The sequence below is a fragment of the Streptomyces sp. NPDC051020 genome (assembly GCF_040683105.1).
Classification (GTDB): Bacteria; Actinomycetota; Actinomycetes; order Streptomycetales; family Streptomycetaceae; genus Streptomyces.
This window is the reverse complement of the sequence record NZ_JBFBCG010000050.1, coordinates 1-26,634: the sequence shown is the minus strand read 5'-3', so window position 1 is coordinate 26,634 and position 26,634 is coordinate 1. Positions and strand designations below refer to the sequence as shown.

Genomic DNA, 26,634 nt, shown 5'->3' with positions numbered 1-26,634 from the left:
GGTGACCGTTTTTGTGGATCTGTGACTGCATTCTACGGTCCAGGCGGCCTCGATCAGGTCGTCGCGCCTCCTCCTGCCAGGCTTCCCCTTCCTTCCTGTCGCTGTTGGTGGGGCCTGGGTGAGTGCGCCAGGCCTGTCCGGCGCGTTACGCGAAGACCAACCCTTGACGCCGAGCAGGCAAAGGTCCACACTTCCAGTAACTCGCAGTCAATAATCCACAAGAACGGTCACGAGTCGGGTTGTCGACCGCCCCGGGTACGGCCGCGCGCACCATCGCACCCCCGCCGCCCCAACAGCAGACAGGCCCCCAGCAGACCCGCGCGCGGGGCGTGCCTGCATGCCGAATCTACCCCCACGCCCACGCCACCCCCCTGGGCGCAGCCGCCCTGGCCCGCTGCGCCCTCGAGCCCGCACTCAGTCTCAAAGAGGCCGTCGGCGACTGGCAGCCGACTTTTGTTTACGAGCCCCGCTGGTCCACCGAGCGGGCCGAGGAGTTCCGCACCACATGGGCGAAGGCCGCCACGGCCTGCGCCACCGAGGGAGATCACTCATGACCGCCACCCCCCACCGTCCCCACAACGACGTCTTCGACGTCGCGGTGATCGGCGGAGGCATCGTCGGCGCGGCGATCGCGCGCGAACTGTCCGGCTGCGAAGTCTCCGTCGCGCTGATCGAGGCCCGCGACGACGTGGGCGACGGCACGAGCAAGGCCAACACCGCGATCCTGCACACCGGCTTCGACGCCAAACCCGGCACGCTCGAATCCCGGCTGGTCGCCCGCGGCTACCACCTGCTGAGCGCCTACGCCAAAGCCACCGGAATCCCCGTCGAACACACCGGTGCCGTGCTGGTGGCGTGGAACGACGAAGAGCTCCAGGCGCTGCCCGGCCTGAAGGAAATGGCCGAGGCCAACGGCTACGAGCACTGCCGCATCATCGACGCCGACGAGGTCTACCGCGCGCTTCCCGACCTCGGAGAAGGCGTGCTCGGCGGCCTGACCGTTCCCGACGAATCCATCATCTGCACCTGGACCACCAACCTCGCCCTGGCCACCGACGCCCAGCAACGCGGCACCACGATCCTGCTGGGGCATGCCGTGACCGGCATCGACCAGGGGGACGAGGCGACCACCCTGCACACGGCGGCCGGTGACGTACGGGCCCGCTGGGTCGTCAACGCCGCCGGCCTCGGGGCCGACCACATCGACCGGCTCTTCGGCCATGACCGCTTCACCGTCACGCCCCGCCGCGGAGAGCTGTTCGTCTTCGACAAGCTCGCCCGCCCCATGGTCGACAAAATCGTCCTGCCGGTGCCGTCCTCCCGCGGCAAGGGCGTGCTGATCTCCCCGACCATCTACGGCAACGTCATGCTCGGCCCGACCGCCGAGGACCTCACCGACCGCACCGACACCGGCACCTCCGAAGACGGCTACGACTTCCTCCTCACCAAGGGTGAGCGCCTCATGCCGCGGCTGCTGGCCGAGGAAGTCACCGCCAGCTACGCAGGCCTGCGAGCCGCTATCGACCACCCCGACTACCTCATCGAAGCCACCCCGCACCAGCGCTACCTGCTCGTCGGCGGCATCCGCTCCACCGGCCTGACCGCCGGCATCGCCATCGCCGAACACGCCCGCACGCTCCTTGAGGAAGCCGGCCTGGCCCTGCGCACCCGCAGCGACCTGCCCGAGCCCCCGCAGATGCCCAACATCGGCGAAGCCTCCCTGCGCCCCTACCAGGATGCCGGCCTCATCGCCCGCGACCCCGCCTACGGCACCATCGTCTGCTTCTGCGAACGGGTCAGCGAAGGTGAGATCCGCGACGCCTGCCACGCCCCCGTACCTGCCCACAACCTGGAAGGACTGCGTCGGCGCACCCGCGCCATGAACGGCCGCTGCCAGGGCTTCTTCTGCGGCGCAGCCGTCGCGGCCCTGCGCGAACAGCACCACACCCACGACGGCTGCAGCCGCCAGCACAAGGACCCCCGATGACCCACCAGCCGCCCCTGATCACGCCCGACGTCCTCATCATCGGCGGCGGACCCGCAGGTCTGACCGCCGCCGCCGAGCTGGCCGGCCGACGGGCCGGCCACGTCCTCGTCGTCGACCGGGAGCAGGCCGCCGGCGGAATTCCCCGGCACAGCGACCACACCGGCTACGGTCTGCGCGACCTGCACCGCGTGATGTCCGGCCCCGCCTACGCCCGCCACCTCGTCCGGCAGGCCACCCAGGCCGGAGCGGAGATCCGCACCCGGACCATGGTCACCGGCTGGGCCGACGACGACACCGTCGACGTCACCAGCCCCGACGGCCGCTACCGGATCCGCGCGCGGTCCATCGTGCTGGCCACCGGCGCCCGCGAACGGCCGCGCACCGCACGCCGCATCCCCGGTGACCGCCCGCACGGCGTCTACACCACCGGCCAACTGCAGAACCTCGTCCACCTCCACCACCAGCCCGTCGGCAAACGGGCCGTCATCGTCGGCGGAGAACTCGTCAGCTGGTCCGCGGCCGTCACCCTGCGCGAAGCGGGATGCACTCCCGCCCTCATGGTCAGCCAGTACCCGAAGGCGGAGTCCTACGCCGCCTTCAACGCGGCCGGACGCACCGTCCTGCGCGTCCCCGTCGCCACCCGCACCCGCGTCACCCGCGTCATCGGCAAAGGCCGCTGCCAGGCCGTCGAAATCGAACACCTCGACACCGGCCGGCGCCGTACCGTCGAATGCGACACCGTCGTCTTCACCGGCGACTGGATCCCCGACCACGAACTCGCCCGCGCCGCTGGCATCACCCTCGACGAAGGCACTCTCGGCCCCCTCACCGACACCGCCCTTCGCACCAGCCGCCCCGGCGTCTTCGCCGCCGGAAACGTGCTGCACCCCGTCGACACCGCCGACGTCGCCGCCCTCGACGGCAAGCACGTCGCCCAACAGATCATCAACCACCTGAACAGCGAACGACAGCCGACCGAGGGTGTCCGCCTGATCGCCGACGCTCCCTTCCGCTGGGTCGCCCCCCAAATCCTGCGACCCGGTGACCCGGCGCCCGCACGAGGCCGCCTGCTGCTGTGGGCCGACGAGTTCGTCCGCTTCCCCAGGGTGACCGTCCGCCAGGACGGACGGACCGTCACCCGCCGCACCCTCACCTGGCCCGCCGCACCCGGCCGCGTCTTCCGCGTCCCCTCCAGCGTGCTCGACGGAGTGTCACCCACCGGCGGTCCAGTCCACATCGGCCTGCAATAGCAGGCACCGCAGCCGGCCCCCAGGACAGGCCGCCGCCCTCACGCCCGCCCCACCCCCGGCGGATGAATCGGAGGTTGATACTGGTGGGCTCGCGTACTCAACTGTCGCCAACTCACCATGGAATCCGTCCTGTTAATGACCGTGTGTGGGGGGCGGTTGAGTCGTACAAGACCCTGGCTGGGGGCCGCGCCGGCGGAAAGCCACACCTCACTGTGACCGGGGCGAAGCTGGGTGAGATGAGTGTGGCCACCAGCCGGGGACCGGCGGTGGTCCCAGCCTGGCTGTTCACCCTAAGTGGCTATGCCTCCCCTCTCAGGCAGGCCGCTGTCATCCCGTCGCCGCTCCCCCGGCCGCCGATCGGGCGGGCTTACGGCGTCCCGGGCCATCCGCTCGATCAGCTGGTCCAGATTGCCGCAGGAGGGCGTTCGGTGACCGTGGTTGCCCTCCACGGTGCCTGCGACGATGGCCCCGTGGTGGCTGTACTGGAAACACGGGGCAGCGTGGTGCTCTCGGGCTCCGTCAAACACCGGAAGGACGACGGCGGCTACTGCACCAAGCAGGCAAGGTTGCAACAAGTGACTGTGAAGCTGGCACGACCCGTAGGCGATCGCGTTGTGGTCGACGCGCACACACCGGCCAACCGGTTCCCTACAAGCCACCGCACGGACCCTCGCCGAGCTGGAGTTGAGCAGCGCAGGTCCTTGCCCCGGTCCACGCGCACCATCTCCGGCAGCCCGCTGAACGGGCCGTACGGCTCCTCGCGCAGGACTGCCGAGCGCAACGCGGCCGGCATCGACTCCCGCGACGGATGCCCCGGCGTGAGTGCGACACCCGTGATCACGTTCGTCGCGCAGTCGGTGAACCACGTGACCCCCGGGCTGCGCGGACGTCCATCGATCTCGACCAGCACCGGCGCCTGCATGTGGTCGCTCTCCCACACCTGGTTACGCCAACCCCTCAGCCAGGCCAAAACACACCGTGCTTACGGGCCGCCCGCTCACCACCCGCGGGCTGGGTGCGGGCAGCTGCAAAGCGGAGGATTGAGCCATGGTGATGGACGACAACGCCGCGAGGTGCGTGCCCCAGCCCCGTGACGCCGCCCCACCTATGTGCGCGGCCTCTTATTCGTCCTCGGGAACCAACCGCAGCGAGATCGAGTTGATGCAGTACCGCTGATCCGTCGGCGTCGGGTAGCCCTCGCCCTCGAAGACATGGCCCAGATGCGAGCCGCAGCGGGCGCAGCGCACCTCGGTGCGGACCATGCCGTGGCTGCGGTCCTGGATCAGTTCGACCGCGTCGGTGTCCTTCGGGTCGTAGAAGGACGGCCAGCCGCAGTGCGACTCGAACTTCGTGTCCGAGCGGAACAGTTCGGCGCCGCAGGCCCGGCAGGAGTAGACGCCGGCCGTCTTGGTGTCGGTGTACTCACCGACGAAGGCCGGTTCGGTGCCGGCCTGGCGCAGGACCGCGTACTCGGCGGGCGTCAGTTCCGCGCGCCATTCCTCGTCCGGCTTCTCGATGTCGTACGGCACGGTCGCTCCCTCAGCTCGACAGGTGATCCAGGATCTGCGGGCCGAGGTCTGTGACGTCGCCCGCCCCCATGGTCAGAACGAGGTCGCCGGGCTTCGCCATTCCCGCGATGACCTCGGGGACCGCCGCCTTGTCGTGGACGGGGGTGACGTCGGCGCCGGCCGCCTTCGCCGCGTCGATGATCACGGCACTGGTGATGCCCGGGATCGGGTCCTCGCGGGCCGGGTAGATGTCCAGGACCACGGAGGCGTCGGCGAGGGCGAGGGCCTGGCCCATCTCCGTACCGAGCTCCTGGGTGCGGGAGAAGAGGTGGGGCTGGAAGACGACCAGGAGGCGTGAGTCGGCGGCGGCGCCGCGCATCGCGTCGAGGTCGGCGGTCATCTCGGTCGGGTGGTGTGCGTACGAGTCGATGACCTGGACGCCCGCCGCCTCGCCCTTGAGCTGGAGGCGGCGCTTGACGCCGGTGTACGTACCGAGGGCGGAGGCCAGGTTGTGGGCCGGGATGCCGAGCGCGACACCGGCGACGAGAGCGGCGACCGCGTTGAGGGCGTAGTGGCGGCCGGGGACGGAGACCGTGAAGGTGAGGTACTTGCCGTTCAGGACGACGGTGACTTCGCTGGTCAGCCCGCGCGGGGTGATCTTGTGGACCCGTACGTCGGCCGTCTCGGACTCGCCGTACGTGACGATGTTGAGCGACGCCAGGTCGCGTACCCGCCGCGTCAGCTCGACCGCGCCGGACTGGTCGGCGGAGACGACAAGGGTGCCGCCGGGGACGATCTTCCCGACGAACGTCTCGAAGGAGTCGTAGATCTCCTCCATCGAGGCGTAATTCGCGTGGTGGTCCAGCTCGGCGTTGAGGACGATCGCGACCTCGGGGTCGTACTTCTGGAAGCTGCGGTCGCTCTCGTCGGCCTCGGCGACGAAGATGTCGCCCTCGCCGTGCCTGGCGTTCGTGCCGGGGCCCGCGAGGTCGCCCCCGATGGCGTACGACGGGTCGAGGCCCAGCTCGGACAGGGCGACGGCCAGCATCGACGTGGTGGTCGTCTTCCCGTGGGTGCCCGCGACGGCGATCGCACGCAGGCCCTGCATCAGCGAGGCGAGCGCGTCGGAGCGGTGCACGACGGGGATCGACAGCTCGGCGGCGCGCAGCAGCTCCGGGTTGTCGGAGCGGATGGCGCTGGAGACGACCACGCAGGACGCGTCGTCGGCCAGATGGGCGGCGGCGTGCCCGATGTGGACGGTCGCCCCCAGCGCCCGCAGTGCCTCGGCCGTGCCCGATTCCTTGGCGTCGCTGCCCGTGACCTTGGCGCCGCGCCGGGCGAGGATCTGCGCGAGGCCCGACATTCCGGCGCCGCCGATGCCGATGAAGTGCGGCCGTTCCATGGCGGCAGGAATACCGGGTGCCATGCGTGTGTCTCCCCAGAAGTCGTTGTGAGTCGGCCCCAGCCTATTCGCTGTGCGCGAAGAGCTTGAGCACCGGTACGCCGACCTTGTGCCGGGCCCGGGAGGCCCAGTCGCGGTGGAAGAACTCCTCCACGTAGTGCGGTGCGGTCAGCACGATGACCTCGTCCGCCCCCGCCTCGTCGACGACGGACTTCAACTTGTCCAGGGGGTGCTCCTCGACCACCTGTCCGACAGCCTCCGAGCCTGCCTGACGCAGGGCGGCGAGCGACACCTCGAGCGCCAGTTCGGCGGGTTGCCTGGCGTCCTTGCCCTCCGGCTCCTCGAGCTCTCGGGCGGCTTCCTTCAGCTCGCCGATCGCCACGTCGTCGATGGCGCGCAGCAGTACGTCGGCCTGGTCTCCGCGCGGCTGCATCAGTACGACGAACGAGGTCTCTTCCTCCCCGTGCAGGGTGGTGACGAACTCGACGTCCTCGGAAGTGAGGGGCTTCTCGATCATCAAAACGCTGGTGAACACCTCGGGCGCCCTTCTGCTCCATCGGGCCTCGACGGCCTCTGCTGAAACCATCCTTCCCCGTGGTCGCACGGGGTCTGCGTGAGTCATTGTGCCCATCGGAAGCTAACCGGAACGGGAAATTCCGCTGATTGTCAGATCCGACGGTACCGAGTGAAGAGAAATCCGGCTTCTTCCAGCATCGAAGCGAGGGTGAATCGCTCCGGCACCGCCACCGAGGGGCCGCCCGTGATTCGCTGGGCATCGCCGGCGGTCAGCATGGGAGACAGGGTGAGACAGAGCTCGTCCAGCACCCCGGCGGCCACGAACTGACCGAGCAGCCGGGGCCCGCCCTCCGCCAGTTGCCGCCTCAGCCCGCGGTCCGCGAGCTCCCGCACGACCCTGGTGGGGTCCACCCGGGAGCCCTCCCCCGCGATCACCACCTCGGCACCCGCGCTGCGGGCCGCCTCGACCCGGTCCGGCGGCGCACCGGCCCCGGTGACCACGAGGGTCGGGACGAGCGGCGAGACGAAGAGCGGGAGCGAGAAATCCAGGTCCAGGCTCCCGCTGACGACGGCGATCGCCGGCGCGGGTCCCTGCCCGGCCGCCGCCCGCCGCGCGGCGAAGGCGTCCCGGGCCCTGGCGGGCCGGTACCCCTCCATCCGTACGGTCTCCGCACCCACCACGACCACATCGGCCAGAGCGCGCAGCGTGCCGAAGATCCGCATGTCCGTGTCGCACGAGATCGGCTGCGAGCGTCCGTCGTGCTGCGCGGCGCCGTCGAGTGTGGAGACCATGTTGGCGCGCAGCCAGGGGTCGTCGCCCGCCGGGTACGCATAGGCGTCGGCGAGCTCGTCCAGACTCCACTCCCCTCCTTCGGCAGCCGGTGTCGGGTCGGTCACAGGGAAGAGGCGTCGCATCCGTGCAGTCTCGCATGGCGCTTAAGCTTGAGAGCTGTGTCGTCATCCACCGCCGTGCCGGGGCAGAGCCCCATAGCCGAAACGGCCCCGCTGTCCCTGTGCGCCCTTGAGCCGCACGTCCCCGCCGACCGGCTGGTCGCCGAGATGGTGCCGCCGCCGCGCTTCGACTCGGTGCGCTTCGACACGTACGTCCCCGATCCCGACCAGCCCAGCCAGACCGACGCGGTGAAGGTTCTCGACGAGTTCGCGCACGGGCTCGGCGGGGCGCACGCGACAGGTGCGGGCAGGAAGGGGAGCGCGCGAAGCGGATCCTCGGAGGGATGGTGGCGGTTCGGCAGGAAGGCGGCACCGGCCGCCGGACCGCGCGGTGTCTATCTCGACGGCGGGTACGGCGTCGGCAAGACGCATCTCCTCGCCTCGCTCTGGCACGCCACGCCCGCCGCTCCCGCACTGAAGGCGTTCGGCACGTTCGTCGAGCTGACCAACCTGGTGGGCGCGCTGGGCTTCCAGCAGACCGTGCAGACGCTCAGCGGGCACCGGCTCCTGTGCATCGACGAGTTCGAGCTCGACGACCCGGGTGACACCGTTCTCGTGTCGTCACTGCTCAGCAGGCTGGTCGAGGCGGGTGTCGCGCTCGCCGCCACCTCCAACACCCTGCCCGGCAAGCTCGGCGAGGGGCGCTTCGCCGCCGCCGACTTCCTGCGGGAGATCCAGGGGCTGTCCTCGCACTTCCGGCCGCTGCGGATCGACGGCGAGGACTACCGGCACCGCGGGCTGCCCGAGGCGCCGGCGCCGTACTCCGACGAGCAGGTCACGAAGGTCGCGTACGCCACCGAGGGCGCCAGCCTGGACGACTTCCCGTCGCTGCTCGACCATCTGGCCCGCGTCCATCCGAGCCGGTACGGCGCGCTGACGGACGGCATCCGCGCGGTGTGCCTCACCGACGTGCAGGCGGTGCCGGACCAGTCGACGGCGCTGCGGCTCGTCGTGCTCGCCGACCGGCTGTACGACCGGGAAGTCCCGGTGCTCGCGTCGGGGCTCCCGTTCGACCGGCTGTTCAGCGACGAGATGCTGAACGGGGGGTACCGGAAGAAGTACTTCCGGGCGATCTCCCGCCTGACGGCGCTGGCGCGCGACGCAAAGGGACTGGTGGCGCAGTAGGTTCGGGTGCGGTAACTCCACCCATCCGAAGGGATCCAGCATGGCAACCACGCGTCAGGCGCACACGGTCTGGGAAGGCAACCTGATCGAGGGCAAGGGCGTTGTCACCTTCGACTCCTCCGGCATCGGGGAGTACGCGGTCTCCTGGCCGTCCCGTGCGGAGAAGGCGAACGGCAAGACCAGCCCGGAGGAGCTCATCGCGGCGGCGCACTCCAGCTGCTTCTCGATGGCCCTGTCCAACGGTCTGACCACGGCCGGCAACGCGCCGACCCGGCTGAACACCCAAGCCGAGGTCACTTTCCAGCCCGGCACCGGCATCACCGGCATCCACCTCACCGTGCAGGGCGAGGTGCCCGGTCTCGACGAGGCGGGCTTCATCAAGGCCGCCGAGGACGCCAAGGCGAACTGCCCGGTCAGCCAGGCCCTCACGGGCACGACGATCACACTGACCGCGTCGCTCGTCTGACCGCACGGCCGGCCCCGCGGCTGATCCCACGGGCCCCTGCGGACCCGTGACACGCACGAGGCTCAGTGACCCGCATGGTTCCCGCGCGACGAAACGCGTGGTACACACATGCGGGTCACTTCTCCTGTCCGCCAGCAGGGAGTTGCCTCATGTCATCAACTGCACCTCGACGACTCGCAACACGACGCCAGGTCCTCGCCGGCAGCGGTGCGACCGCTGTCTCGATCGCCTTCGCCGGCGCCTTCTCCGAACTTTTCGCGGGCACCGCGGCCGCCCGTGGCCACAGCGGCTACGGGCCGCTGGTCCCCGACCCCGACGGTCTGCTCGACCTGCCGCAAGGGTTCCGCTACCGGGTCCTGTCCCGGGAGGGCGAGCGGCTCCGCTCCGGCGAGGGCCGGGTCCCCAGCAACCACGACGGCATGGCGGCGTTCACCGGCCACCGAGGCCGCGTCCATCTCGTCCGCAACCACGAGAACCGGGTCACTGCGAAGATCCCGGTACCGGCCGTCGACGGCCTCACCTACGACCCGATGGGCAAGGGCGGCTGCACGACCCTGGAGCTCGACAGCCGGGGCGCGGTCCTCGGCGAACGGGTGGCCATCGCCGGCACGGCGGTGAACTGCGCGGGTGGCCGGACCCCATGGAACACCTGGCTGACCTGCGAGGAGACCGAGGACCGGGCCGGCACCAACGGCTACACCAAGGACCACGGCTTCATCTTCGAAGTGGACGGCGCCGACCCGCGCCGCACCGGAGCCGTGCCGCTCACCGCGATGGGCCGCTTCCAGCACGAGGCGGTCGCGATCGATCCGCACAACGGGATCGTGTACGAGACGGAGGACGCGTTCGACAGGCCGTTCGGGCTTTTCTACCGCTTCCTTCCGGAGAAACCGCTCGGTGGCACCGGCTCTCTGCGGGCCGGCGGCGAACTGCAGGCCATGCGGGTGCCCGGCGTCCCCGACCTCTCCGTCATCCAGGAGACCGGTGCGAGCTTCGACCGGATCGAGTGGGTCCCCGTACCGGATCCGCAGGCCGCCGGAACACCGATCCGGTTCCAGGGCTTCGGCCCGAAGGGCATCACGCACGCCCAGAAACTGGAGGGCTGCTACTGGGGCGGCTCGTCGGTCTACTTCGTCTCCAGCTTCGCGCAGAGCGCGGCGGGCTCGGCGGCCGACCACTTCGGACAGGTGTGGCGGTACGAGCCGAAGCGGCGCCGCCTCACGCTGGTGGTCGTCTTCGGTCCGGGCACGGACGTGCAGTTGCCCGGCGAGTCCCCCGACAACATCTGTCTGGCGTCCGACGGCGGGCTGATGGTGTGCGAGGACGGGAACGGCGCGCAGCATGTGTTCGGCGTGACGCGGCGCGGCGAGGTGTACGCGATGGCGCGCGGCCGGCAGAACATCGGGACGGCGGAGAGTCCGGAGTGGGGCGAGTTCGCCGGGGTCACATTCGCTCCGGACGGCGGGACGATGTTCGTGAACTGCTACACGCCGGGGACGACGTTCGCGGTGACGGGCCCTTGGCATTGAGGTGTTGAGCGGTACGGGGGCGGAGCGGTCCGCCCCCGTACCGGAGGGGGCATCGGCCGCTACGAGGTGGTGGGGCCGCGTCCGCGGCGCAGGTGCGGCCGCCGGGCCGGGCTACGCCGCCCCACCCATGTGCGCGGCCTCTTACTCACCCGCGCAGCGAAGTCAGCCTGCAGACGACCGCCGCCACCGCGCAGGCCGCCACGGCGGCGCAGATCAGAGGCAGGACAGGGATGTGTACCGCTCCGGTCAGCGATCCGGTGACCAGTCCCGTGACCGCGTACTTCGCGGGCGATCCGGTGGTCACCAGGGACAGCAGGGCGGCGAGCGCGGTGGTCGCGACCGACCAGCCGCGACGGTGCACCATCGGGCGGGTGCACAGGGCGCCGACCGCCGCTCCCAGCAGCACGCAGCAGGCGGCGGCGAGCAGCCCGGCGAGCGCGGCGGGCAGCAGCGGCACGCGGACGGTGTGGTCGGCGTTGGCCGGATCGCTGATCAGCAGCACGATCGCGGTGGCCGCCGTGCCCATCAGTCCGGCACAGCCCGCGGCGGTGAGCAGCGATGCCAGATGGACCCGCGGCTGCCCGGCCGCAGCGGCGGCGACGGTCCGGGCGGCGGGTGGTTCCTGGGTGGCGCAGAGCTGGACGAGCCAGGCGGTGACGGGCAGGAGCGCGGCGGCGGCGTAACCGAGCGAGTCGAGCACGGGCTGCCCCGACTGGACTCCGACGGCGAGGAAGACGGCGTACAGGAGAACGGGGGCGAGCCAGCGCTGGGAGCGGAGCAGCAGGGCGGCCTGGTAGCGGATCAGGGCGGTCATCGTGCCTGCCTGGTCCCTGACGGTTCGGTCCGGGGCGTCGGTTCGGGTGCCGCTGCCGCCGACAGGTGTGTGATGTGCCAGGGCGGGCGGGCTGTGAGCAGAGCGCGCAGGAGTGCGTCGGAGTGCACGGCCGCGACCGTGAGCCGGACGGTTCCGTCGGTCCGGGGCTCCTGCACCGGGGTGCCGGGAAGCCCCGAGGGAAGGACGGCCCCGGACGCGCCCGTGACCTCGATGCGTACCCGCGGCCCGGCCGTCCCGTCCCCGGTCTCCGTCGCCGTTACGGGGACGAGCCGGTGCCCCTCGACCCGGTGGGTGACGTCGACCGCCTCGGCCAGTCGGCGCGGATCGTGGTCGACGAAGACGACGGTGGCCCCGGCCGTGACCCGTTCCGCGACCGCGCGGTCCAGTTCGCCGCGGGCCGCCGTGTCCAGGCCGGTCCATGCCTCGTCCAGGACCAGGAGCTCCGGTTCGGCGAGCAGCGCCTGGGCGACGGCGACCTTCTGGCTGGTGCCCTTGGAGAGTTCGGACAGGGGGGTACGGGCGTGGCCGGCGGCCCCGAAGCGCGCCAGCCACTCCTGCGCCCGCCCGGTCGCCTCCGGGGTCCGCAGACCGTGGATCCGCCCGAGGTGGACGAGGTACCCGGCGGCAGTGAAGGGCAGCGCCGCCGGGAAGCGCTCGGGGACGTACGCCGTGCGCGGCCGTCGGCCGGTGATGCGGCCCTCGGTCGGGGCGTCAATCCCGGCGATCAGCCTCAACAGCGTCGACTTTCCCGTGCCGTTGGCACCCTCGATCCGGACAAGGGTGTGCGCGGGCAGGTCGAGGTCGACCCCGCGCAGCACCCATGGTCCGCCGAGGCCGTACCGTCGGCCCACTCCTGTCAGGTTCAGTTGGCCGATGCCTTCTCGGGCTTGAGCTCGCTGGGCCGGACGATCACGAATCCCTCGCCCTGCAGCATCAGTTGGACCGCCTCGCCGGAGCCGCCGCGGATCATCGAGCCGATGCTCTGCGAGCGGTGCAGCGAGGGGCTGAGCTGGGCGCTCCAGCCGACGACCGCGTCCGTGTCGACGTACACCGGCTGCTGGGCCGTGACGGGTATCACGATCGGGTGGCCCTCGCAGATCAGGCCGAGCTTGCCGTAACCGCTGAAAACGCTGTTGAAGAGCCCGCCACCAGCTATCCCGGCGCCCTTCACGGTCTTGATCTCGTACGTGAGGGTGGGGTCGAAGCAGAGGACGTTGCGGCCATTGACGGTGAGGACGTCGCCCTGCTCCATGTCCACGATGAAGCAGTTGGCGGCCTCGTGCGCGAACCACGCCTCGCCCTGCCCGCGGACCGCCATCAGCGGCAGTCCCTCGCCGGTGACGGCGCGCTTCAGCATGCCGCCGAGGCCCTGGCCCTTGCGCTCGAACTGGAGATTGCCGCGGAAGGCGACCATTGATCCCTGGCGGGCGTGCATCTCGCCGTTGACGGCGTACTTGATGGATTTGGCATTCTGCAGGGTCATTCCAGGGGCGGTTGCCGGCTGGACCATGTTCTCGCTGGAAAAGAGATCGCTCTTCATGCGGTGCATCCTCACCCGGAGCGTTTCATTCCGCCAAGGAACCGGGCCGGGCGGCTGGCAGACTGGGACGAGTGAGCAGCAACGACACTTCCGCACCCCCGTCCTCGTCCGGCGCCGTGGCCCCCTCGGACTCCCCGTTCCACTCCGAGCCGACCAGCCGCGACGAGGCCCAGCAGTACGTGCTTCCGCTGGTCGTGCACATCGAGAAGACCGACCCCCCGGCCCGCACCGACGCGTTGCGCACCGCCGCCCGCGCCGTCCTCGTGATGCTCTCGGACGAGCGGTCGGCCGGCGAGGGCGAGTGGGCGCAGGTGATGCGCGACTGGCAGGACGCCCGGATCCGCAAGGTGGTGCGGCGGGCGCGGGGCGCTGAGTGGCGCAAGGCGTCCGCGCTGCCCGGCATCACGGTCACCGGCGAGAGCGCCGAAGTGCGGGTCTTCCCACCGGTTCCGCTGGACGGCTGGCCGAAGGAGCTGGCGAAGCTCCAGGTGTCGGGGACGGACCTGGACGACCCCGAGCCGCCCGCCGCGCCCGACCCGTCCGGCCCGGTGCTCTGGCTGAACCCGGAGCTCGACATGTCCGCGGGCAAGGAGATGGCACAGGCCGGGCACGGAGCGCAGCTCGCCTGGTGGGAGCTGTCGGACACGGAGCGCAAGGCGTGGCGGGAGGCGGGCTTCCCGCTCTCCGTCGCCACCCCGGACGCCACCCGCTGGGCGGAACTCACCGGGAGCGGACTGCCGGTGGTGCGTGACGCCGGGTTCACGGAGATCGCCCCGGGATCCTGCACGGTGGTCGCCGACCATCCGGCACTGCGCCGCTGAACACTCAGGTCCTGTCCGCGGAGCCGACCGGGGACCGGTCCTTTACCTCGCGTCCGTCCACGACGCCGATGCCCGAGCGGGACCGCACCGGTCGGCCGGTCCACGCGCCGGTCACTCTGTGGCCGGAACCTCAAATCATGCTCTGAACGTCCCCCCTTTCGGGTTGGCCGCTGCCCGTCGGGGCCATTACCCCTGCACGCAGTGGAGGAGGGGGACACCATGGAGCTGGGAATCGGCATCGGCTGGCGACCGGAGATCGCGGACGCGGTGGAGGCACTGCCGGGGATCGACTGGGTGGAAGCGGTCGCAGAGAACCTCTGCACCGACCACCTGCCCGACTCCCTGGTACGGCTCCGCGCCCGCGGCGTGACCGTCGTCCCGCACGGCGTCTCGCTGGGCCTCGGCGGGGCCGACCGTCCCGACCCCGGTCGGCTCGCGAACCTTGCCGCGCGGGCCACGCTGCTGGGCACACCGCTGGTCACGGAGCACATCGCCTTCGTACGGGCCGGGGGGACACGCACCGCGTCGCCGGGGCTCGAAGCGGGCCACCTGCTGCCCGTGCCGCGAACCTGGGACGCGCTGGACGTCCTGTGCGAGAACGTCCGGATCGCGCAGGACTCGCTGCCGGTGCCGCTGGCGCTGGAGAACATCGCGGCGCTGATCGCGTGGCCGGGCGAGGAGCTGACCGAGGGCCAGTTCCTGGCCGAGCTGGTCGCACGCACCGGGGTCCGACTGCTGATCGACGTGGCCAACCTGCACACCAATCACGTCAATCGCGGCGAGGATCCCGTGAGGTCGCTCGACGAGCTGCCGGTGGAGGCGATCGCGTACGTGCATGTGGCGGGCGGCATCGAGAAGGACGGCGTCTGGCACGACACGCACGCCCACCCGGTGACCCGGCCCGTCCTCGACGTGCTCGCCGAGCTCCGCTCGCGGGTCGACCCGCCAGGTGTACTCCTGGAGCGCGACGACGACTTCCCGCCCGCGCACGAGCTGGCGGGCGAACTGACGGCGATCCGCGCCACGCTGGCCGCGGCAGGGAAGACGGGGCCCGGACGGGGACAGGGCGCCGGGACGTCCGGAGACGGCGTCGCCCGCATCGAACCCGCCGGGCGCCCCGCCGGACACCCCGCCGCTTCTTCCCCCGGCCCCACGACCGACGCCACCCGCGACCGCGCCGCCGTCGCTCAGACCGCGCTGCTCTCCGCCCTCGTCGCCGGTACCCCCGCCCCCGAGGACTTCGACCACCACCGCCTCGGTGTCCAGAGCCGCGCACTGGCTGCCAAGCGCGCCGATGTCGTCGCCAAGGTGGCACCCGAGCTGCCCGAAATCCTCGGGGACGGCTACCGGCGCGCCTTCCTCGCGTACGCCAGGAACCGCCCCATGGCCGCCGGATACCGGCGCGACGCAATGGACTTCGCCGAGCAGCTGCTGATCGCCGGGCGCCCCACCGACGACGCCGCCCGGCGCCGGCTGACCATCTGGTGGCAGGACCGCGCGGCCGCAAGGCCGCCCCGCCGCACGACCCGGCTGGTTCGGGCCGCCCGCGCCGCGCTCATCGGGAGGTGAGCGGAATGAACATCGTCGCTCTGCTGGTGACGCTGGCCGTCGCGGTCTCCTCGACCCTCCTGATCGTGGGGCTCTCGAATGCCCGGCGCGGCCCCGGTGGCCCTGCCCACGACCTCTACGAAGTGGCATTCCTGAACGGCGGGCCCGGCAGGGTCGTGGACACCGCGCTCGCCGCCATGCAGACGGACGGGCGCCTGGCGGTCGGCGGTCCCGGCATCGTCTCCGTCCAGCGGCCGGTCGCCCACGACCCGGTGGAGCGAGCCGTTCTCCAGGAGCACGCCGCCGCCCCCAGCGGTGCGCTGCACACCCTGCGGGATGCGGTGATGCGGCACCCGGCGGTGCAGGAGATCGGTGACGGGCTCGCGGCCCGCGGACTGCTGGCCGCACCGGAGGCCACCGTGAAGTGGCGCCGCTGGGGCCTGTTCCAGGGGCTGGGCTGCCTGCTGGCCATCCCGGTCTCCTTCGCGGTGACGGCGTCACAGTTCACGGCGGAATTCGACGAGTTCGACTTCTCCCTCCCCTTCATCGTCAAAGTGTTCCCCGCCCTGTTCGTCGGCTTTCCGACCGGGCTGATCTGCGCGGGCGTCGCCCGCACGCGGATCACCAAAGCAGGGCGGCGTGCCGCCGAGCAGTACCGCGCCGCCCATGCCTCCACCGCCGAACCTGCCCACCTCGTGGCGAATCTGGGGCTGCGCGCGCTGCCCGATCCCGTGCTGCGGGCGCAGTTGGCGACGGCCGCACGAATGCGGACGGCCGGCGGGATGCGACCGATGTCGCCCTCGCGCTCCTACGCCGGCAGCAACGACCACTTCGTCGCGGCGGTGTGGTGCGCCGGTTCGGGCGGTTCCGGCTCCGGCTGCGGGAGCTCCAGCGGGACCCCGGGCGGGGGCAGCGGGTGCGGTGGCAGTTCCGGATCCGGTTGCGGCGGGTCCGGCGGCTCCGGCTGTTCCAGCAGCAGTGGATCCAGCAGCAGTGGATCCAGCTGCGGGGGGTCGAGCTGCGGCAGCAGCTCCTGACACCGGCACCTCGCAAGCGGGTCCGAATTCCGAATACTGAACAGGCTATGGCGCTCCCCCGCCCGCCTCGCATAGAACTCGGACATGCTCTGGGTTCTGTTGCTGCTGGTCGCATCGGGTGCGGCGGCTCTCTCCTGCCTCCGGCTCTGCCTCGCCGCCGCAGCCGTCGACCGGGCCCGGGACCCCGGTGATGTCGAACTGACCCTGTACGAGACGGCGTTCCTGGCCGGCGGCCCCCACCGGGTCGCCGATGTCGCGCTCGTCACCATGCATCTGCGCAGACGCCTGCTCCTCGCCCACACCGGATGGGCGACGGTCGTCGACCCTGAGGGCCGGGACGAGGTCGAACGGACGGTGATCCATGCCATCGGGCCGGCGGGGCAGTCGCTGATCCCTCCGATACGTGCGGCCACCGCCGCAGCCGATGCTGTTCGCGCCCTCGCCGACCGGCTCGTCGCCGCGGGTCTGGCCCTGCCAGGCGGCGAACGGACGGACCTCGCATCGGCGGTGCGCATGGTGCGCGGCGCGGCGCTGCTGGAGGTTGCGATGGCCGGTGCGGTGCTGCTGCTGTCCGGTCAGGAGCAAGGTCACGGCAGTCCGTTGACGACCGAGTGGGTCTGGTTCGGACTGCCGCTCGTCCTGACGCTCGGCTGCCTGGCCATCGCCCGGATGGAGATCCATCCGTGGGACTCCTGGGCCTCTCCCACGGGACAGCGGCTGCTGGACTCCTACGCCGCCCCGGCGGGCGGCGCGGAGCGTGACGTACTGGCGGCGGTCGCCGTAAAAGGGGTCGGCGCCGTCGACGATCTGGCGCTGCGGGCCGCGCTCACGGGCGAGCCGCGCGGCACACCGGGGCCCTCACACCTCTGACGCGAACACCCCGGCCGGTGAGGTGGCCGGCCGGGGGCCGCGAACAGCGCCTCGCGCTCGATGTCCGCCGGTGCCTCCCCCGGTCACTCGGCGATTTCCCAGATGTGGCCGCCGGGGTCGCGGAAGCTGGCGGTCCGTATGCCCCAGGGCCGGTCCATCGGTCCGTTGAGCAGCGTCACACCACGCGCGGCCAACTCCTCGCACATGGCGTCCACGTCGTCCACGGTGAGGGTGAGCTGGAGTCGGGATCCGGCGTCGGCAGCCGCGACGCGCGCGGGCTCGATCAGCTCGTGCGCGGCAGGGGCCCTCAGCAGGTTGATGAGGGCGTTCCCGAATCCGAATACGGCCGAGTCGTCGTCCTCGTAGGCCACCGGCAGCCCGAAGACCTCCCGGTAGAAACCCTTCGTGGCGTCCAGGTCCTCGACGAACAGAGTGATGGCGCTGATGCCCCCCGGGCCACGCAGTATCGCTTTTCTTGTCGGTCACAGTCACTGAGGATCTCCGAATGGGCGATGCCGTGTACAGGTGGCGGTTCCGAAGTCTTCCCGCGAGGACCTGCGGCGCCGGTCACACGGCATCTCGGCACATGGGCGATTCCATGTCTCGTCGCGTCTTCCGCAGCAAGGATCCAGTCGACGCGTACGAGCGGGCGCAGCGACGGTGCGCCGGATCGGCGGCGATGAACGGGCGCACTGGCCGGCCACGAAGATCGGCGGCGAGGTACGGGGCAAAGCCGTTCCTGGCCGGCGAGCGGTCGTGCGGCGGGACGGCACGGACCGTCGTGCCCCCGCGGGAACATGCGACCGGCCCACGCAGAGGTGGGCCGGGGACCTGCGGGGAAGGGCGGTGCGCTTCCCCGCAGGTCTCGGGATCGCCGCAGGTCGGAGCCCTCGGCGAACCCGAAGCCGAACCCGGTGTCGCTGGAGCGGCGGGCAGCGCACAGCTGTGCGCCGGCGCCCGCCGTCTGATCTTCCGGGTTGGGGTGGTCGGAGCCCGCTCGCTACGCGAGCCCGGCCACCAGGTCTGCGACGGACTTCCTGCGGCCCGTGTAGAAGGGGACCTCCTCGCGGACGTGCATCCGCGCCTCGGAGGCCCGCAGATGACGCATGAGGTCGACGATGCGGTACAGCTCGTCGGCCTCGAAGGCGAGCATCCACTCGTAGTCGCCGAGCGAGAACGAGGCCACGGTGTTGGCGCGGACGTCAGGGTAGCCGCGGGCCATCTTGCCGTGGTCCGCGAGCATGCGGCGGCGGTCCTCGTCGGGCAGCAGGTACCAGTCGTAGCTGCGCACGAAGGGGTACACGCTGATGTAGTTGCGCGGCGTCTCGTCGGCGAGGAACGCCGGAATGTGCGACTTGTTGAACTCGGCGGGGCGGTGCAGCGCCATGTTCGACCAGACGGGCTCCAGCGCCAGGCCCAGCTTGGTGCGCCGGAAGAGGTTGTACGCCTCCTGCAGCTCGTCCGCCGTCTCCGCGTGCCACCAGATCATGACATCGGCGTCGGCACGCAGGCCGGACACGTCATAGGTGCCGCGGACCGTGATGTCCTTGGCCGCGAGCTGGTCGAACAGCTCCTCGACCTCGTCGGCGTAACCGGCACGGTCGGCGGGCAGCACATCGCGCAGCTTGAAGACGGACCACAGCGTGTAGCGGATGACCTCGTTGAGGTCCTTGGCCTTCTTACCGGCGTTCGGAATCTTCTCAGGCGCACTCATACGGCTATTGTCCCGCCTCGCTCCGTGTGCCCTGAACCGGGGTCGGAGTGGCAATGATCTCTCCCGCGGTCCCGCCCGCGATGTCCGCAGCGATCTCGTCCGCGGCCCGGTGGGCGCCGGCGATGCAGGCGGGGATGCCGACCCCGTCGTACACCGCTCCGCAGACCCGCAGGGCCGGCAGCTTGGCGACCTCGTCGCGGATCCGGGCGACCCGGGTCAGATGGCCGACGGGGTACTGGGGCAGGCCGCCGAGCCACCGGGTGACCTCGGTGTCCACCGGCTTCGCGGCGAGTCCGGTGGCGTCGGCGAGGTCACGCAGCGAGACGTCGACGAGTTCGGTGTCCTCGCGGTGGAGATGGTCCTCCTCGCCGTACCGGCCGACCGAGGTACGCAGGATGAACAGGTCGGGGGCGGCGTCGGCGACCCACTGCCACTTGTGGGTGGAGAAGGTGGAGGCCTTGATCGTACGGCCGTCGACCGGCGGCACGAGGAAGCCGGAGCGCCCGTCGAGGGCGCCCATGGCCGCCACGTCGGAGCGCCGGAACGCCAGGGTGACCAGCGCCATGGACGCGTACTCGACGCCCGCGAGCTCGGCGGAGGCGGCCGGGGACTCGGCGGCCAGCAGCGTCGACGCGGACCAGGCAGGGGCGGCGAGGACGATGCCGTCGGCGGCGATCACCCGGGTGTCGGTGCGGACGTCCCAGCCGTCGGCGGTACGGGTCAGGCCCAGCACGGGCGTGGCGGTGATGATCTCGCCGCCTCCGGCGCGCACGGCCTCGGCGACCGCGTCCGGGAGGGTGCCGATGCCGCCGTCGATGCCCTGGAAGACCGGGCCGGTCTGCTGCCGGGCTGCGGCCTGCCGCTGGATGCGCTGCACGCCGTCGAGCAGCGAGCCGCCCTCCTGGACCACTTCGAAGAGCTGCGGCACGGCTGCGCGCATCGAGATCCGGTAGGCGTCGCCCGCGTAGACGCCGCCGAGCAGGGGCTCCACGAGCCGGTCGACGACCTCGCGGCCCAGCCGGTCGGCGATATACGCGCCGACCGCGACATCGTCGCCGATCGCGGTCGGCGTGAGGTCCCGTTCCTGCGCGATGCGGGCCAGACCCTCCGGGGAGATCACTTCGCTGACTGCGTCGGGGTCGCCCGGGACGCCCATCACATGGCCCTTGGGCATCGGCCGCAGTTCGCCCCGCGTCCAGACCGACGCGATGGCGGTGGCGGGGGGCTGAAGCCGGTCGCCGAGCCCGACGGCGCGCGCCAGGTCGACCGCCTCGGGTCGTCTGGCCAGCATCGACTCCGCGCCCAGATCGACCTGGGTGCCGGCGATCTCGCCGGTCATGAGCTTGCCGCCCAGCCGGTCGGTCGCCTCCAGGAGCGTAACCCTCAGTCCTGCGCCGATGAGCCGATGGGCGGCCGCGAGTCCGGCGATGCCGCCGCCGATGACGACGACATGACCCGTACCTGTGTCCACGCGGTGTGTTGAACGCTGCATGCCTCCACTCTCTCAGACCTCTTCCGAGTCCTGACCGTGACCGCTTCGAAACCGGTAAAGGGCAACCCGCATCCCCGCCTCGCACGTCGAACCGGCACCATCAACCACCCGCCCCGGGGGAGCAGTTATGCAGAGCCCACGTCATTCGAGCCGTTCGTCCACCCGTCGTTCACGCACGGTACTCGCCGCCGGGATGCTTGCCGTGCTGCTCGCGGTGAGCGGCTGCGGCGCCGCCGACGACAGCTCAGGCAGCACCACGAAGGCGGCGGACGCCGCGGACAACAAGGCGGCAGCTCCCGCGGGGCGCGCCGACTCCGCAAGCGGGGAGTCGGACCGGAGGGCCACCGACGGCAGCCCGGATCGATCGACCGGCTCCCCCGCGCCGACCACCACCCATGTCATCCGTAAGGCCTCGCTCTCCGTGGAGGTGAAGAACGTGCCGAAGGCAGCCGCGGCGGCCCGTTCGGTCACGGAGGATGCGGGCGGGCTGGTGGCGAACGAGTCCACAGACCGGATCGACGACCTGCGCGAGACGTCGCACCTGGTGCTGCGGGTGCCGCAGGCCGAGTACGACGCCGTGCTGCGGAAGCTGGCGGGCGGCGGGAAACTGCTGTCCCGTACGTCGGAGGCGAAGGACGTCACGGATCAGGTCGTCGACGTGGAGAGCCGGATCGCCACCCAGCGGGCGAGCGTCGCCCGGGTCCGGAAACTGATGGACCGGGCCGAGAAGATTGCCGATGTGGTCGCCCTGGAAGGGGAACTGAGCAATCGTCAGGCAGAGCTGGAGTCGCTGCTCGCCCGGCAGGAGTCGCTCAAGGACCGCACCACCCTGGCCACGATCACCCTCGACCTCGCCGAGCCGGAGTCCTCGGCGCAGGGCACGGACGACGACGATCCGGGGTTCGTGGACGCGCTCGGCGGCGGCTGGCACGCGTTCGTGACAACGGTGAAGTGGATCGCGATGGCGATGGGTGCGGCGGCGCCGTTCCTGGCGGCCGCGGCCGCACTGCTGCTGCTCTGGCGGCTGGTCCGCACCCGGCGCCGAACGCGCCGGGCGGCCGAGCACGCCTCCGTACCGCCGGAAGCTCCGGCTGCTCCTTGAGGGTCGTAGCGTGGGCCCTTCGTACTCGACGCTCGAAGGGACCCGGCATGGCAGCGGAGCGACTGGTGGTCATCGGCGGGGACGCGGCGGGCATGTCCGCCGCGTCCCAGGCCCGCAGGCTCAAGGGGCCCGACGAGATGGGCATCGTCGCCTTCGAGCGCGGTCACTTCACCTCGTACTCCGCCTGCGGCATCCCCTACTGGGTCGGCGGAGACGTCGAGCAGCGGGACGACCTCATCGCCCGTACGCCCGAGGAGCACCGGGCCCGCGCCATCGATCTGCGGATGCGCACCGAGGTGACGGAGATCGATGTCGCCGGGCAGCGGGTGCGCGCGCTGGACCGGGAGACCGGCGAGACGTACTGGGCCGGCTTCGACAAGCTGGTGATCGCGACCGGTGCCCGGCCGGTGCGCCCCGCGCTGCCCGGCATGGACGCGGCCGGGGTGCACGGGGTGCAGACCCTGGACGACGGTCAGGCGCTGCTGGACTCCCTGGACCGGGCGCCCGGCCGGCGCGCGGTCGTGGTCGGCGCCGGTTACATCGGTGTCGAGATGGCGGAGGCGCTGCTGAAGCACGGCTTCGAGGTGACGGTCCTCAACCGCGGGGAGCAGCCGATGGCGACGCTCGACCCCGACATGGGGCGCCTGGTCCACGACGCGATGGACGGTCTGGGCATCACGACAGTGAACCGGGCCCCGGTCAGCAAGATCATCACCGGTGCCGACGGCCGGGTCGGCGCGGTCGCCACGGAGGAGGGCACCTACCCCGCGGACGTGGTGGTGCTCGGCATCGGCGTCGAACCGGAGACGACGCTGGCCCGCGCGGCCGGCCTCCCGGTCGGCCCGCACGGCGGTCTGCTCACCGATCTGTCGATGCGGGTCGTCGGGCACGACAACATCTGGGCGGGCGGCGACTGCGTCGAGGTTCTCGACCTGGTGGCGGGCCGCACCCGGCATATCGCGCTGGGCACCCACGCCAACAAGCACGGCCAGATCATCGGGTCCAATGTGGGCGGCGGGTACGGGACATTTCCGGGCGTGGTCGGTACGGCGGTCAGCAAGGTCTGCGACCTGGAGATCGCCAGGACGGGGCTGCGGGAGAAGGACGCCCGCGCGGTGGGGCTCCGGTTCGTCACGGCGACGATCGAGTCGACCGGGCGGGCGGGCTACTACCCGGGCACTCAGCCGATGACGGTGAAGATGCTCGCGGAGTACCGCACGGGCCGGCTGCTCGGCGTACAGATCGTGGGCCGGGACGGAGCGGCGAAGCGCGTCGACATCGCGGCGGTCGCACTCACCGCGGGGATGACGGTGGAGCAGATGACAGCGCTCGACCTGGGATATGCCCCGCCGTTCTCGCCGGTGTGGGACCCGGTCCTGGTGGCGGCACGCAAGACGGTCCAGGCCGTGCGCGCGGCGGGTGTGTAGGGGGGCTCTCCGTCGTCAGGCAGGCGAACGGCCACTCCGTGACCACTGAGAGGCCGCGCACATAGGTGGGGCGGCGTCTCGGGGCTGGGTGCGCACCAGGCACCGCTCGCCGCGGAACCCGAGGGTTTCGCGGCGAGCAGGATGCGTTTCGGCGACCGGTTCAGCGGGCCGTCTGCGTGTGGACGTACTCGACGAGCCGGGTCAGTGCGTCCGGGTCGGTCGCCGGCATCACGCCGTGCCCCAGGTTGAAGATGTGACCTTCCAGACCCGCGGCCGCGTCCAGCACCTCACGCGCCTTCGCCTCCACCGTCGCCGTCGGCGCGAACAGCACCGCCGGGTCGAGGTTGCCCTGGAGCGCCTTGCCGGGTCCGACCCGGCGCGCACCCTCGTCCATCGGGACCCGCCAGTCGACGCCGACGACATCCGCGCCCGCCTCGCCCATCAGCCCGAGCAGTTCACCGGTGCCGACACCGAAGTGGATGCGCGGGACACCGTACGAGGCAACCGCGTCGAAGACCTTCGCGGAGGCCGGCATCACGGAGCGGCGGTAGTCGGCGGGGGCGAGCGCGCCGACCCAGGAGTCGAAGAGCTGCACGGCCGAGGCGCCCGCCTCGATCTGCACCTTCAGGAACGCACCGGTGATCTCCGCCAGCCGGTCGAGCAGCTCGGCCCAGAGTTCCGGCTCGCCGTACATCATCGCCTTGGTGCGCTCGTGGCTGCGGGACGGGCCGCCCTCCACGAGGTAGCTCGCCAGAGTGAACGGCGCACCGGCGAACCCGATCAGCGGCGTCGACCCGAGTTCCGCGGTGAGCATGCCGATGGCCTCGGTGACGTAGTGGACGTCCTCCGGCGTGAGGTCACGCAGCCGGGCCAGGTCGGCCCGGGTGCGGATCGGGTCCGCGACGACCGGACCGACGCCGGGCTTGATGTCGAGGTCGATCCCGATGGCCTTGAGGGGGACGACGATGTCGCTGAAGTAGATCGCCGCGTCGACCTTGTGGCGGCGTACGGGCTGCAGCGTGATCTCCGTGACCAGCTCCGGCATCATGCAGGAGTCGAGCATCGCGATGCCCTCGCGCACCTTCAGGTACTCGGGCAGCGAGCGCCCCGCCTGACGCATGAACCAGACCGGCGTGTGCGGCACGGGCTCGCGGCGACACGCCTTCAGGAACGCCGACTCATGGGTGGCGGAGGTCTTCGTCTGCTGGCCCGAAGGGCTGTCGTTGGCGCTCACGCACAGAATCTTCGCATGAAGCGGCAAGGAGCCGAGCCCCGCAGGGTGTCCCTCCCTGCACGAGGCTCCGGTTCCGCCTACTCTTCCCCGCATGGCTCCGGCTCAGGGACAATTTTCCGAACATTCCGACAGCGCTGACGGCAAGGACAGTGTGGAGGGCAGTTCCGTCCCACCCGCGTTCCGGTCGGCGGTGGAAGCGTTGCGCTCCGCGCGGCTCCGCCCCGAGCTGGAAGTGGAGCCGACCCGGCCGCCCCAGCGCCTCGCTCCGCACGCGTACGCCGTGGAGGCGGCGGTCGTCGACGGCGAGGACGATCTCGCCGACGGCCGCCTCGTGCTGCTGCACGATCCGGCCGGGCATGACGCCTGGCAGGGCACATTCCGGCTGGTCACACTGGTACGCGCCGAGCTGGAGCCGGAGATGGCGTCCGACCCGCTGCTGCCGGAGGTGTGCTGGTCCTGGCTGACCGGCGCGCTGGAGGCGCGGGGCCTGTCGTACGGGGAGGCGGGTGGCACGGTCACCCGCGCCGGTTCCCACTACTTCGGGACGCTGGCGGAGCGGCGCCCGGCGACCCAGATCGAGATCCGTGCGTCCTGGACGCCGCGCGAGGGGCGTGGCGGGGTGCCGGACACGGCGGCGCATCTGGCGGCGTGGGGAGATCTGCTGTGCCAGATCGCCGGTCTGCCGCCGTCGGGACCCGCCGACGCGGCGGTGGTGACACTGCCCCAGCGGCGCGGCCCGCAGGCACCGTAGCGGGGCCACGCGGGCGGACTCCCAGGGCCGGGTGCGTAGGGCGGATGCGCCGTGTGGGTGCGTAGGCCGGATGCGCCATGTGGGTGCGCAGGCCGGACGCGGAGGCGGATCTTGCCTACGCCGGTTCCGTATCCCACCGGTTCCGTTGTGCCCATTCCTTGCAGCCGGTCCGAAGCCGGATCCGGGAACCAGGTTCCGCGCGTCGGCTCCGGCAGGGGCCCGGTATGCCGGTTCCGTACCCCCAGGTCCTCATGCCCGCGCGGCCCGTCTCTCCGGCAGGCGGATCCCGCACACCCCGCCGCGCCACCGTATCCGCACCCCCGGTCCCGCACGCCCGGTCGCGCCGCCGTACCCCCGGACACCCGGTCCTGCCTGCAGCGTTCCACCGCCGGTGCCGTACGCCGCATCCCGCACGCTCCTCCCTGCCACCGGAGTGCGGGGCACCGGATCGTGCCGCGCGTCCCGGCGGCCGGGTCCTGTCCGCGACGGCGCGTCACAGGCTTCGCACAGCTACCGGCATTCTTGTCGTACAATCGATCACCCGTCCGATTTGTCCGAATTGTTACGCATGAAATCGTGATCTTCCTCTAAAGGAGGACGGGTCTGCTGCCGAAGAGGTCAATGACCCTTCAAGCACGGTTCGCCCCGGCTTCATCCCCGAGCCGGCCCGTTCCGCCACTCCCCAGGAGGCCTGGTGTCCGTTCTCCTAGAGCAGCCCGCAAGCCTGGTCGCCTACCGCCCGAACAAGCCGACGGCCATGGTCGTCGTGGCCGACCCCCGCGTCCGTTCCACCGTCACCCGCCACCTGTGGGCCCTCGGGGTACGTGACGTCATCGAGGCGTCGTCCATCGCGGAGGCCCGTCCCCGCGTCGGCAACCCGCGCGACATCTGTGTTGCCGACGTCCATCTGCCCGACGGTTCCGGGCTGACCCTGTTGTCCGAAACCCGAGCCGCCGGCTGGCCGAACGGCCTCGCCCTCTCCGCCGCCGATGACATCGGCGCCGTACGCAACGCCCTCGCGGGCGGCGTGAAGGGCTATGTCGTCACCGGCACGCGTACCAATATCGGCCACCCCACCCGACCCGGCGTCGCCCCCATCGGCGCCAATGCCGCCCGTATGCACCGCCGGCCCCCCGGCACCCCGAGCCACCCGGGCGGCTACCGCGAACTGTCCGGCCGCGAGGTGGAGGTGCTCCGGCTGGTTGCCGAAGGCCAGTCCAACAAGGCCATCGGCGTCTCCATGGGGCTCTCCGCCCTGACGGTCAAGAGCCACCTCGCCCGCATCGCCCGCAAGCTCGGCACCGGTGACCGCGCCGGAATGGTCGCCGTGGCCCTGCGCACGGGCATCATCCACTGACCCCGGCACGCCGGCCGGCGTGTACCGAGATACGGACCCGGCTGGTTTACATTCATCGGCGCCCGTCGACGGAACGTTCCGTCGACCGGCGCCACCGAATGTGTCAACGTCGGTCACTTCGCCTCGACCGGCCGGCCCTGGGCCCTGGAGTGGTGACCACACGGCCCTGACC

Annotated in this window: 25 protein-coding genes; 14 read left to right on the top strand and 11 right to left on the bottom strand. The window is 71.3% G+C overall.

The annotated features are described in order from the left end of the window. The first annotated feature begins 329 nt into the window (after nt 1-329). The 3 genes from AB0N06_RS25120 to AB0N06_RS25110 are packed head-to-tail and all read left to right on the top strand — an operon-like array spanning nt 330 to nt 3,237. A complete protein-coding gene (locus AB0N06_RS25120) occupies nt 330-554 on the top strand; it encodes a hypothetical protein (protein ID WP_366136922.1) in 225 nt (74 codons plus the stop codon). After that, complete coding sequence (locus tag AB0N06_RS25115) at nt 551-1,987, top strand: NAD(P)/FAD-dependent oxidoreductase (RefSeq protein WP_366136921.1); 1,437 nt, start codon at nt 551-553, stop codon at nt 1,985-1,987. Before AB0N06_RS25120 ends, AB0N06_RS25115 begins: the two co-directional genes overlap by 4 nt. Next, nucleotides 1,984-3,237 carry an NAD(P)/FAD-dependent oxidoreductase gene (locus tag AB0N06_RS25110; protein WP_366136920.1) on the top strand — a complete coding sequence of 418 codons (1,254 nt, stop codon included), beginning with the start codon at nt 1,984-1,986 and terminating at the stop codon, nt 3,235-3,237. Before AB0N06_RS25115 ends, AB0N06_RS25110 begins: the two co-directional genes overlap by 4 nt. A 1,121-nt stretch (nt 3,238-4,358) precedes the next feature. On the opposite strand, the gene msrB is transcribed toward AB0N06_RS25110, so the two are convergent. The 4 genes from msrB to AB0N06_RS25090 all read right to left on the bottom strand — a co-directional run bounded on the left by msrB (nt 4,359) and on the right by AB0N06_RS25090 (nt 7,578). Then, nucleotides 4,359-4,766 carry a peptide-methionine (R)-S-oxide reductase MsrB gene (gene msrB / locus AB0N06_RS25105; protein ID WP_366136919.1) on the bottom strand — a complete coding sequence of 136 codons (408 nt, stop codon included), beginning with the start codon at nt 4,764-4,766 and terminating at the stop codon, nt 4,359-4,361. Nucleotides 4,767-4,776: 10 nt separating this feature from the next. Then, the gene (gene murC / locus AB0N06_RS25100) at nt 4,777-6,171 is read right to left on the bottom strand and encodes a UDP-N-acetylmuramate--L-alanine ligase (protein WP_366136918.1); all 1,395 of its coding nucleotides are present in this window, start codon (nt 6,169-6,171) and stop codon (nt 4,777-4,779) included. Between the two features lie 40 nt (nt 6,172-6,211). After that, nucleotides 6,212-6,664, bottom strand: a complete 453-nt coding sequence (locus tag AB0N06_RS25095) for an indole-3-glycerol phosphate synthase (protein ID WP_366136952.1) — start codon at nt 6,662-6,664, stop codon at nt 6,212-6,214. Nucleotides 6,665-6,813: 149 nt separating this feature from the next. Continuing rightward, nucleotides 6,814-7,578, bottom strand: a complete 765-nt coding sequence (locus AB0N06_RS25090) for a pyrimidine reductase family protein (protein WP_366136917.1) — start codon at nt 7,576-7,578, stop codon at nt 6,814-6,816. Between the two features lie 36 nt (nt 7,579-7,614). Between AB0N06_RS25090 and zapE the strand changes: the two genes are divergently transcribed. The 3 genes from zapE (at nt 7,615) to AB0N06_RS25075 (ending at nt 10,734) form a co-directional block, all read left to right on the top strand. Next, nucleotides 7,615-8,739, top strand: coding sequence for a cell division protein ZapE (gene zapE / locus AB0N06_RS25085; protein ID WP_366136916.1), 1,125 nt, complete (start codon nt 7,615-7,617; stop codon nt 8,737-8,739). Nucleotides 8,740-8,779: 40 nt separating this feature from the next. Next, nucleotides 8,780-9,205, top strand: a complete 426-nt coding sequence (locus AB0N06_RS25080) for an OsmC family protein (RefSeq protein WP_366136915.1) — start codon at nt 8,780-8,782, stop codon at nt 9,203-9,205. Between the two features lie 149 nt (nt 9,206-9,354). Next, nucleotides 9,355-10,734 (top strand): alkaline phosphatase PhoX, encoded by a 1,380-nt coding sequence (locus AB0N06_RS25075; protein ID WP_366136914.1) that lies wholly within the window; start codon nt 9,355-9,357, stop codon nt 10,732-10,734. Between the two features lie 145 nt (nt 10,735-10,879). On the opposite strand, the gene AB0N06_RS25070 is transcribed toward AB0N06_RS25075, so the two are convergent. The 3 genes from AB0N06_RS25070 to AB0N06_RS25060 are packed head-to-tail and all read right to left on the bottom strand — an operon-like array spanning nt 10,880 to nt 13,109. Beyond that, nucleotides 10,880-11,548 carry an ABC transporter gene (locus AB0N06_RS25070; protein WP_366136913.1) on the bottom strand — a complete coding sequence of 223 codons (669 nt, stop codon included), beginning with the start codon at nt 11,546-11,548 and terminating at the stop codon, nt 10,880-10,882. Further along, on the bottom strand, nt 11,545-12,435 hold the full coding sequence (locus AB0N06_RS25065; protein ID WP_366136951.1) for an ABC transporter ATP-binding protein: 891 nt from the start codon (nt 12,433-12,435) through the stop codon (nt 11,545-11,547). The genes AB0N06_RS25070 and AB0N06_RS25065 overlap by 4 nt, the downstream gene beginning before the upstream one ends. Further along, the gene (locus AB0N06_RS25060) at nt 12,432-13,109 is read right to left on the bottom strand and encodes an AIM24 family protein (protein ID WP_366136912.1); all 678 of its coding nucleotides are present in this window, start codon (nt 13,107-13,109) and stop codon (nt 12,432-12,434) included. Before AB0N06_RS25060 ends, AB0N06_RS25065 begins: the two co-directional genes overlap by 4 nt. Nucleotides 13,110-13,180: 71 nt before the next feature. Here AB0N06_RS25060 and AB0N06_RS25055 point away from each other — a divergent pair, with 71 nt between their 5' ends. The 4 genes from AB0N06_RS25055 to AB0N06_RS25040 all read left to right on the top strand — a co-directional run bounded on the left by AB0N06_RS25055 (nt 13,181) and on the right by AB0N06_RS25040 (nt 17,385). Next, entirely contained in the window at nt 13,181-13,930 is a 750-nt protein-coding gene (locus tag AB0N06_RS25055) for a peptidyl-tRNA hydrolase (RefSeq protein ID WP_366136911.1), read from the top strand. Nucleotides 13,931-14,149: 219 nt separating this feature from the next. Continuing rightward, on the top strand, nt 14,150-15,499 hold the full coding sequence (locus tag AB0N06_RS25050) for a DUF692 domain-containing protein (protein WP_366136910.1): 1,350 nt from the start codon (nt 14,150-14,152) through the stop codon (nt 15,497-15,499). A gap of 5 nt (nt 15,500-15,504) precedes the next feature. Beyond that, nucleotides 15,505-16,515 carry a TIGR04222 domain-containing membrane protein gene (locus tag AB0N06_RS25045; RefSeq protein ID WP_366136909.1) on the top strand — a complete coding sequence of 337 codons (1,011 nt, stop codon included), beginning with the start codon at nt 15,505-15,507 and terminating at the stop codon, nt 16,513-16,515. An 84-nt stretch (nt 16,516-16,599) separates the two neighbouring features. Continuing rightward, nucleotides 16,600-17,385, top strand: coding sequence for a TIGR04222 domain-containing membrane protein (locus AB0N06_RS25040; protein ID WP_366136908.1), 786 nt, complete (start codon nt 16,600-16,602; stop codon nt 17,383-17,385). Nucleotides 17,386-17,468: 83 nt separating this feature from the next. Here AB0N06_RS25040 and AB0N06_RS25035 read toward each other — a convergent pair whose 3' ends face one another. From AB0N06_RS25035 to hemG, 3 genes are all read right to left on the bottom strand, one after another. Then, a complete protein-coding gene (locus AB0N06_RS25035) occupies nt 17,469-17,822 on the bottom strand; it encodes a VOC family protein (RefSeq protein ID WP_366136950.1) in 354 nt (117 codons plus the stop codon). 563 nt (nt 17,823-18,385) lie between these two features. Further along, nucleotides 18,386-19,099: a hydrogen peroxide-dependent heme synthase gene (hemQ, locus tag AB0N06_RS25030; RefSeq protein WP_366136907.1), complete on the bottom strand. Its 714-nt coding sequence runs from the start codon at nt 19,097-19,099 to the stop codon at nt 18,386-18,388. A gap of 4 nt (nt 19,100-19,103) precedes the next feature. Further along, nucleotides 19,104-20,591 (bottom strand): protoporphyrinogen oxidase, encoded by a 1,488-nt coding sequence (hemG, locus tag AB0N06_RS25025; protein WP_366136906.1) that lies wholly within the window; start codon nt 20,589-20,591, stop codon nt 19,104-19,106. Nucleotides 20,592-20,718: 127 nt separating this feature from the next. On the opposite strand from hemG, the gene AB0N06_RS25020 reads away from it, so the two are divergent. Together AB0N06_RS25020 and AB0N06_RS25015 are read left to right on the top strand one after the other, a co-directional pair. Next, a complete protein-coding gene (locus tag AB0N06_RS25020; RefSeq protein WP_366136905.1) occupies nt 20,719-21,693 on the top strand; it encodes a DUF4349 domain-containing protein in 975 nt (324 codons plus the stop codon). Between the two features lie 47 nt (nt 21,694-21,740). Then, a complete protein-coding gene (locus AB0N06_RS25015) occupies nt 21,741-23,120 on the top strand; it encodes an FAD-dependent oxidoreductase (protein WP_366136904.1) in 1,380 nt (459 codons plus the stop codon). 160 nt (nt 23,121-23,280) lie between these two features. Here AB0N06_RS25015 and hemE read toward each other — a convergent pair whose 3' ends face one another. Continuing rightward, entirely contained in the window at nt 23,281-24,354 is a 1,074-nt protein-coding gene (gene hemE / locus AB0N06_RS25010) for a uroporphyrinogen decarboxylase (RefSeq protein WP_366136903.1), read from the bottom strand. Nucleotides 24,355-24,445: 91 nt separating this feature from the next. Between hemE and AB0N06_RS25005 the strand changes: the two genes are divergently transcribed. After that, complete coding sequence (locus tag AB0N06_RS25005) at nt 24,446-25,105, top strand: DUF3000 domain-containing protein (protein WP_366136902.1); 660 nt, start codon at nt 24,446-24,448, stop codon at nt 25,103-25,105. Between the two features lie 694 nt (nt 25,106-25,799). Further along, entirely contained in the window at nt 25,800-26,462 is a 663-nt protein-coding gene (locus AB0N06_RS25000; RefSeq protein WP_024488613.1) for a response regulator transcription factor, read from the top strand. Nucleotides 26,463-26,634 lie beyond the last annotated feature (172 nt).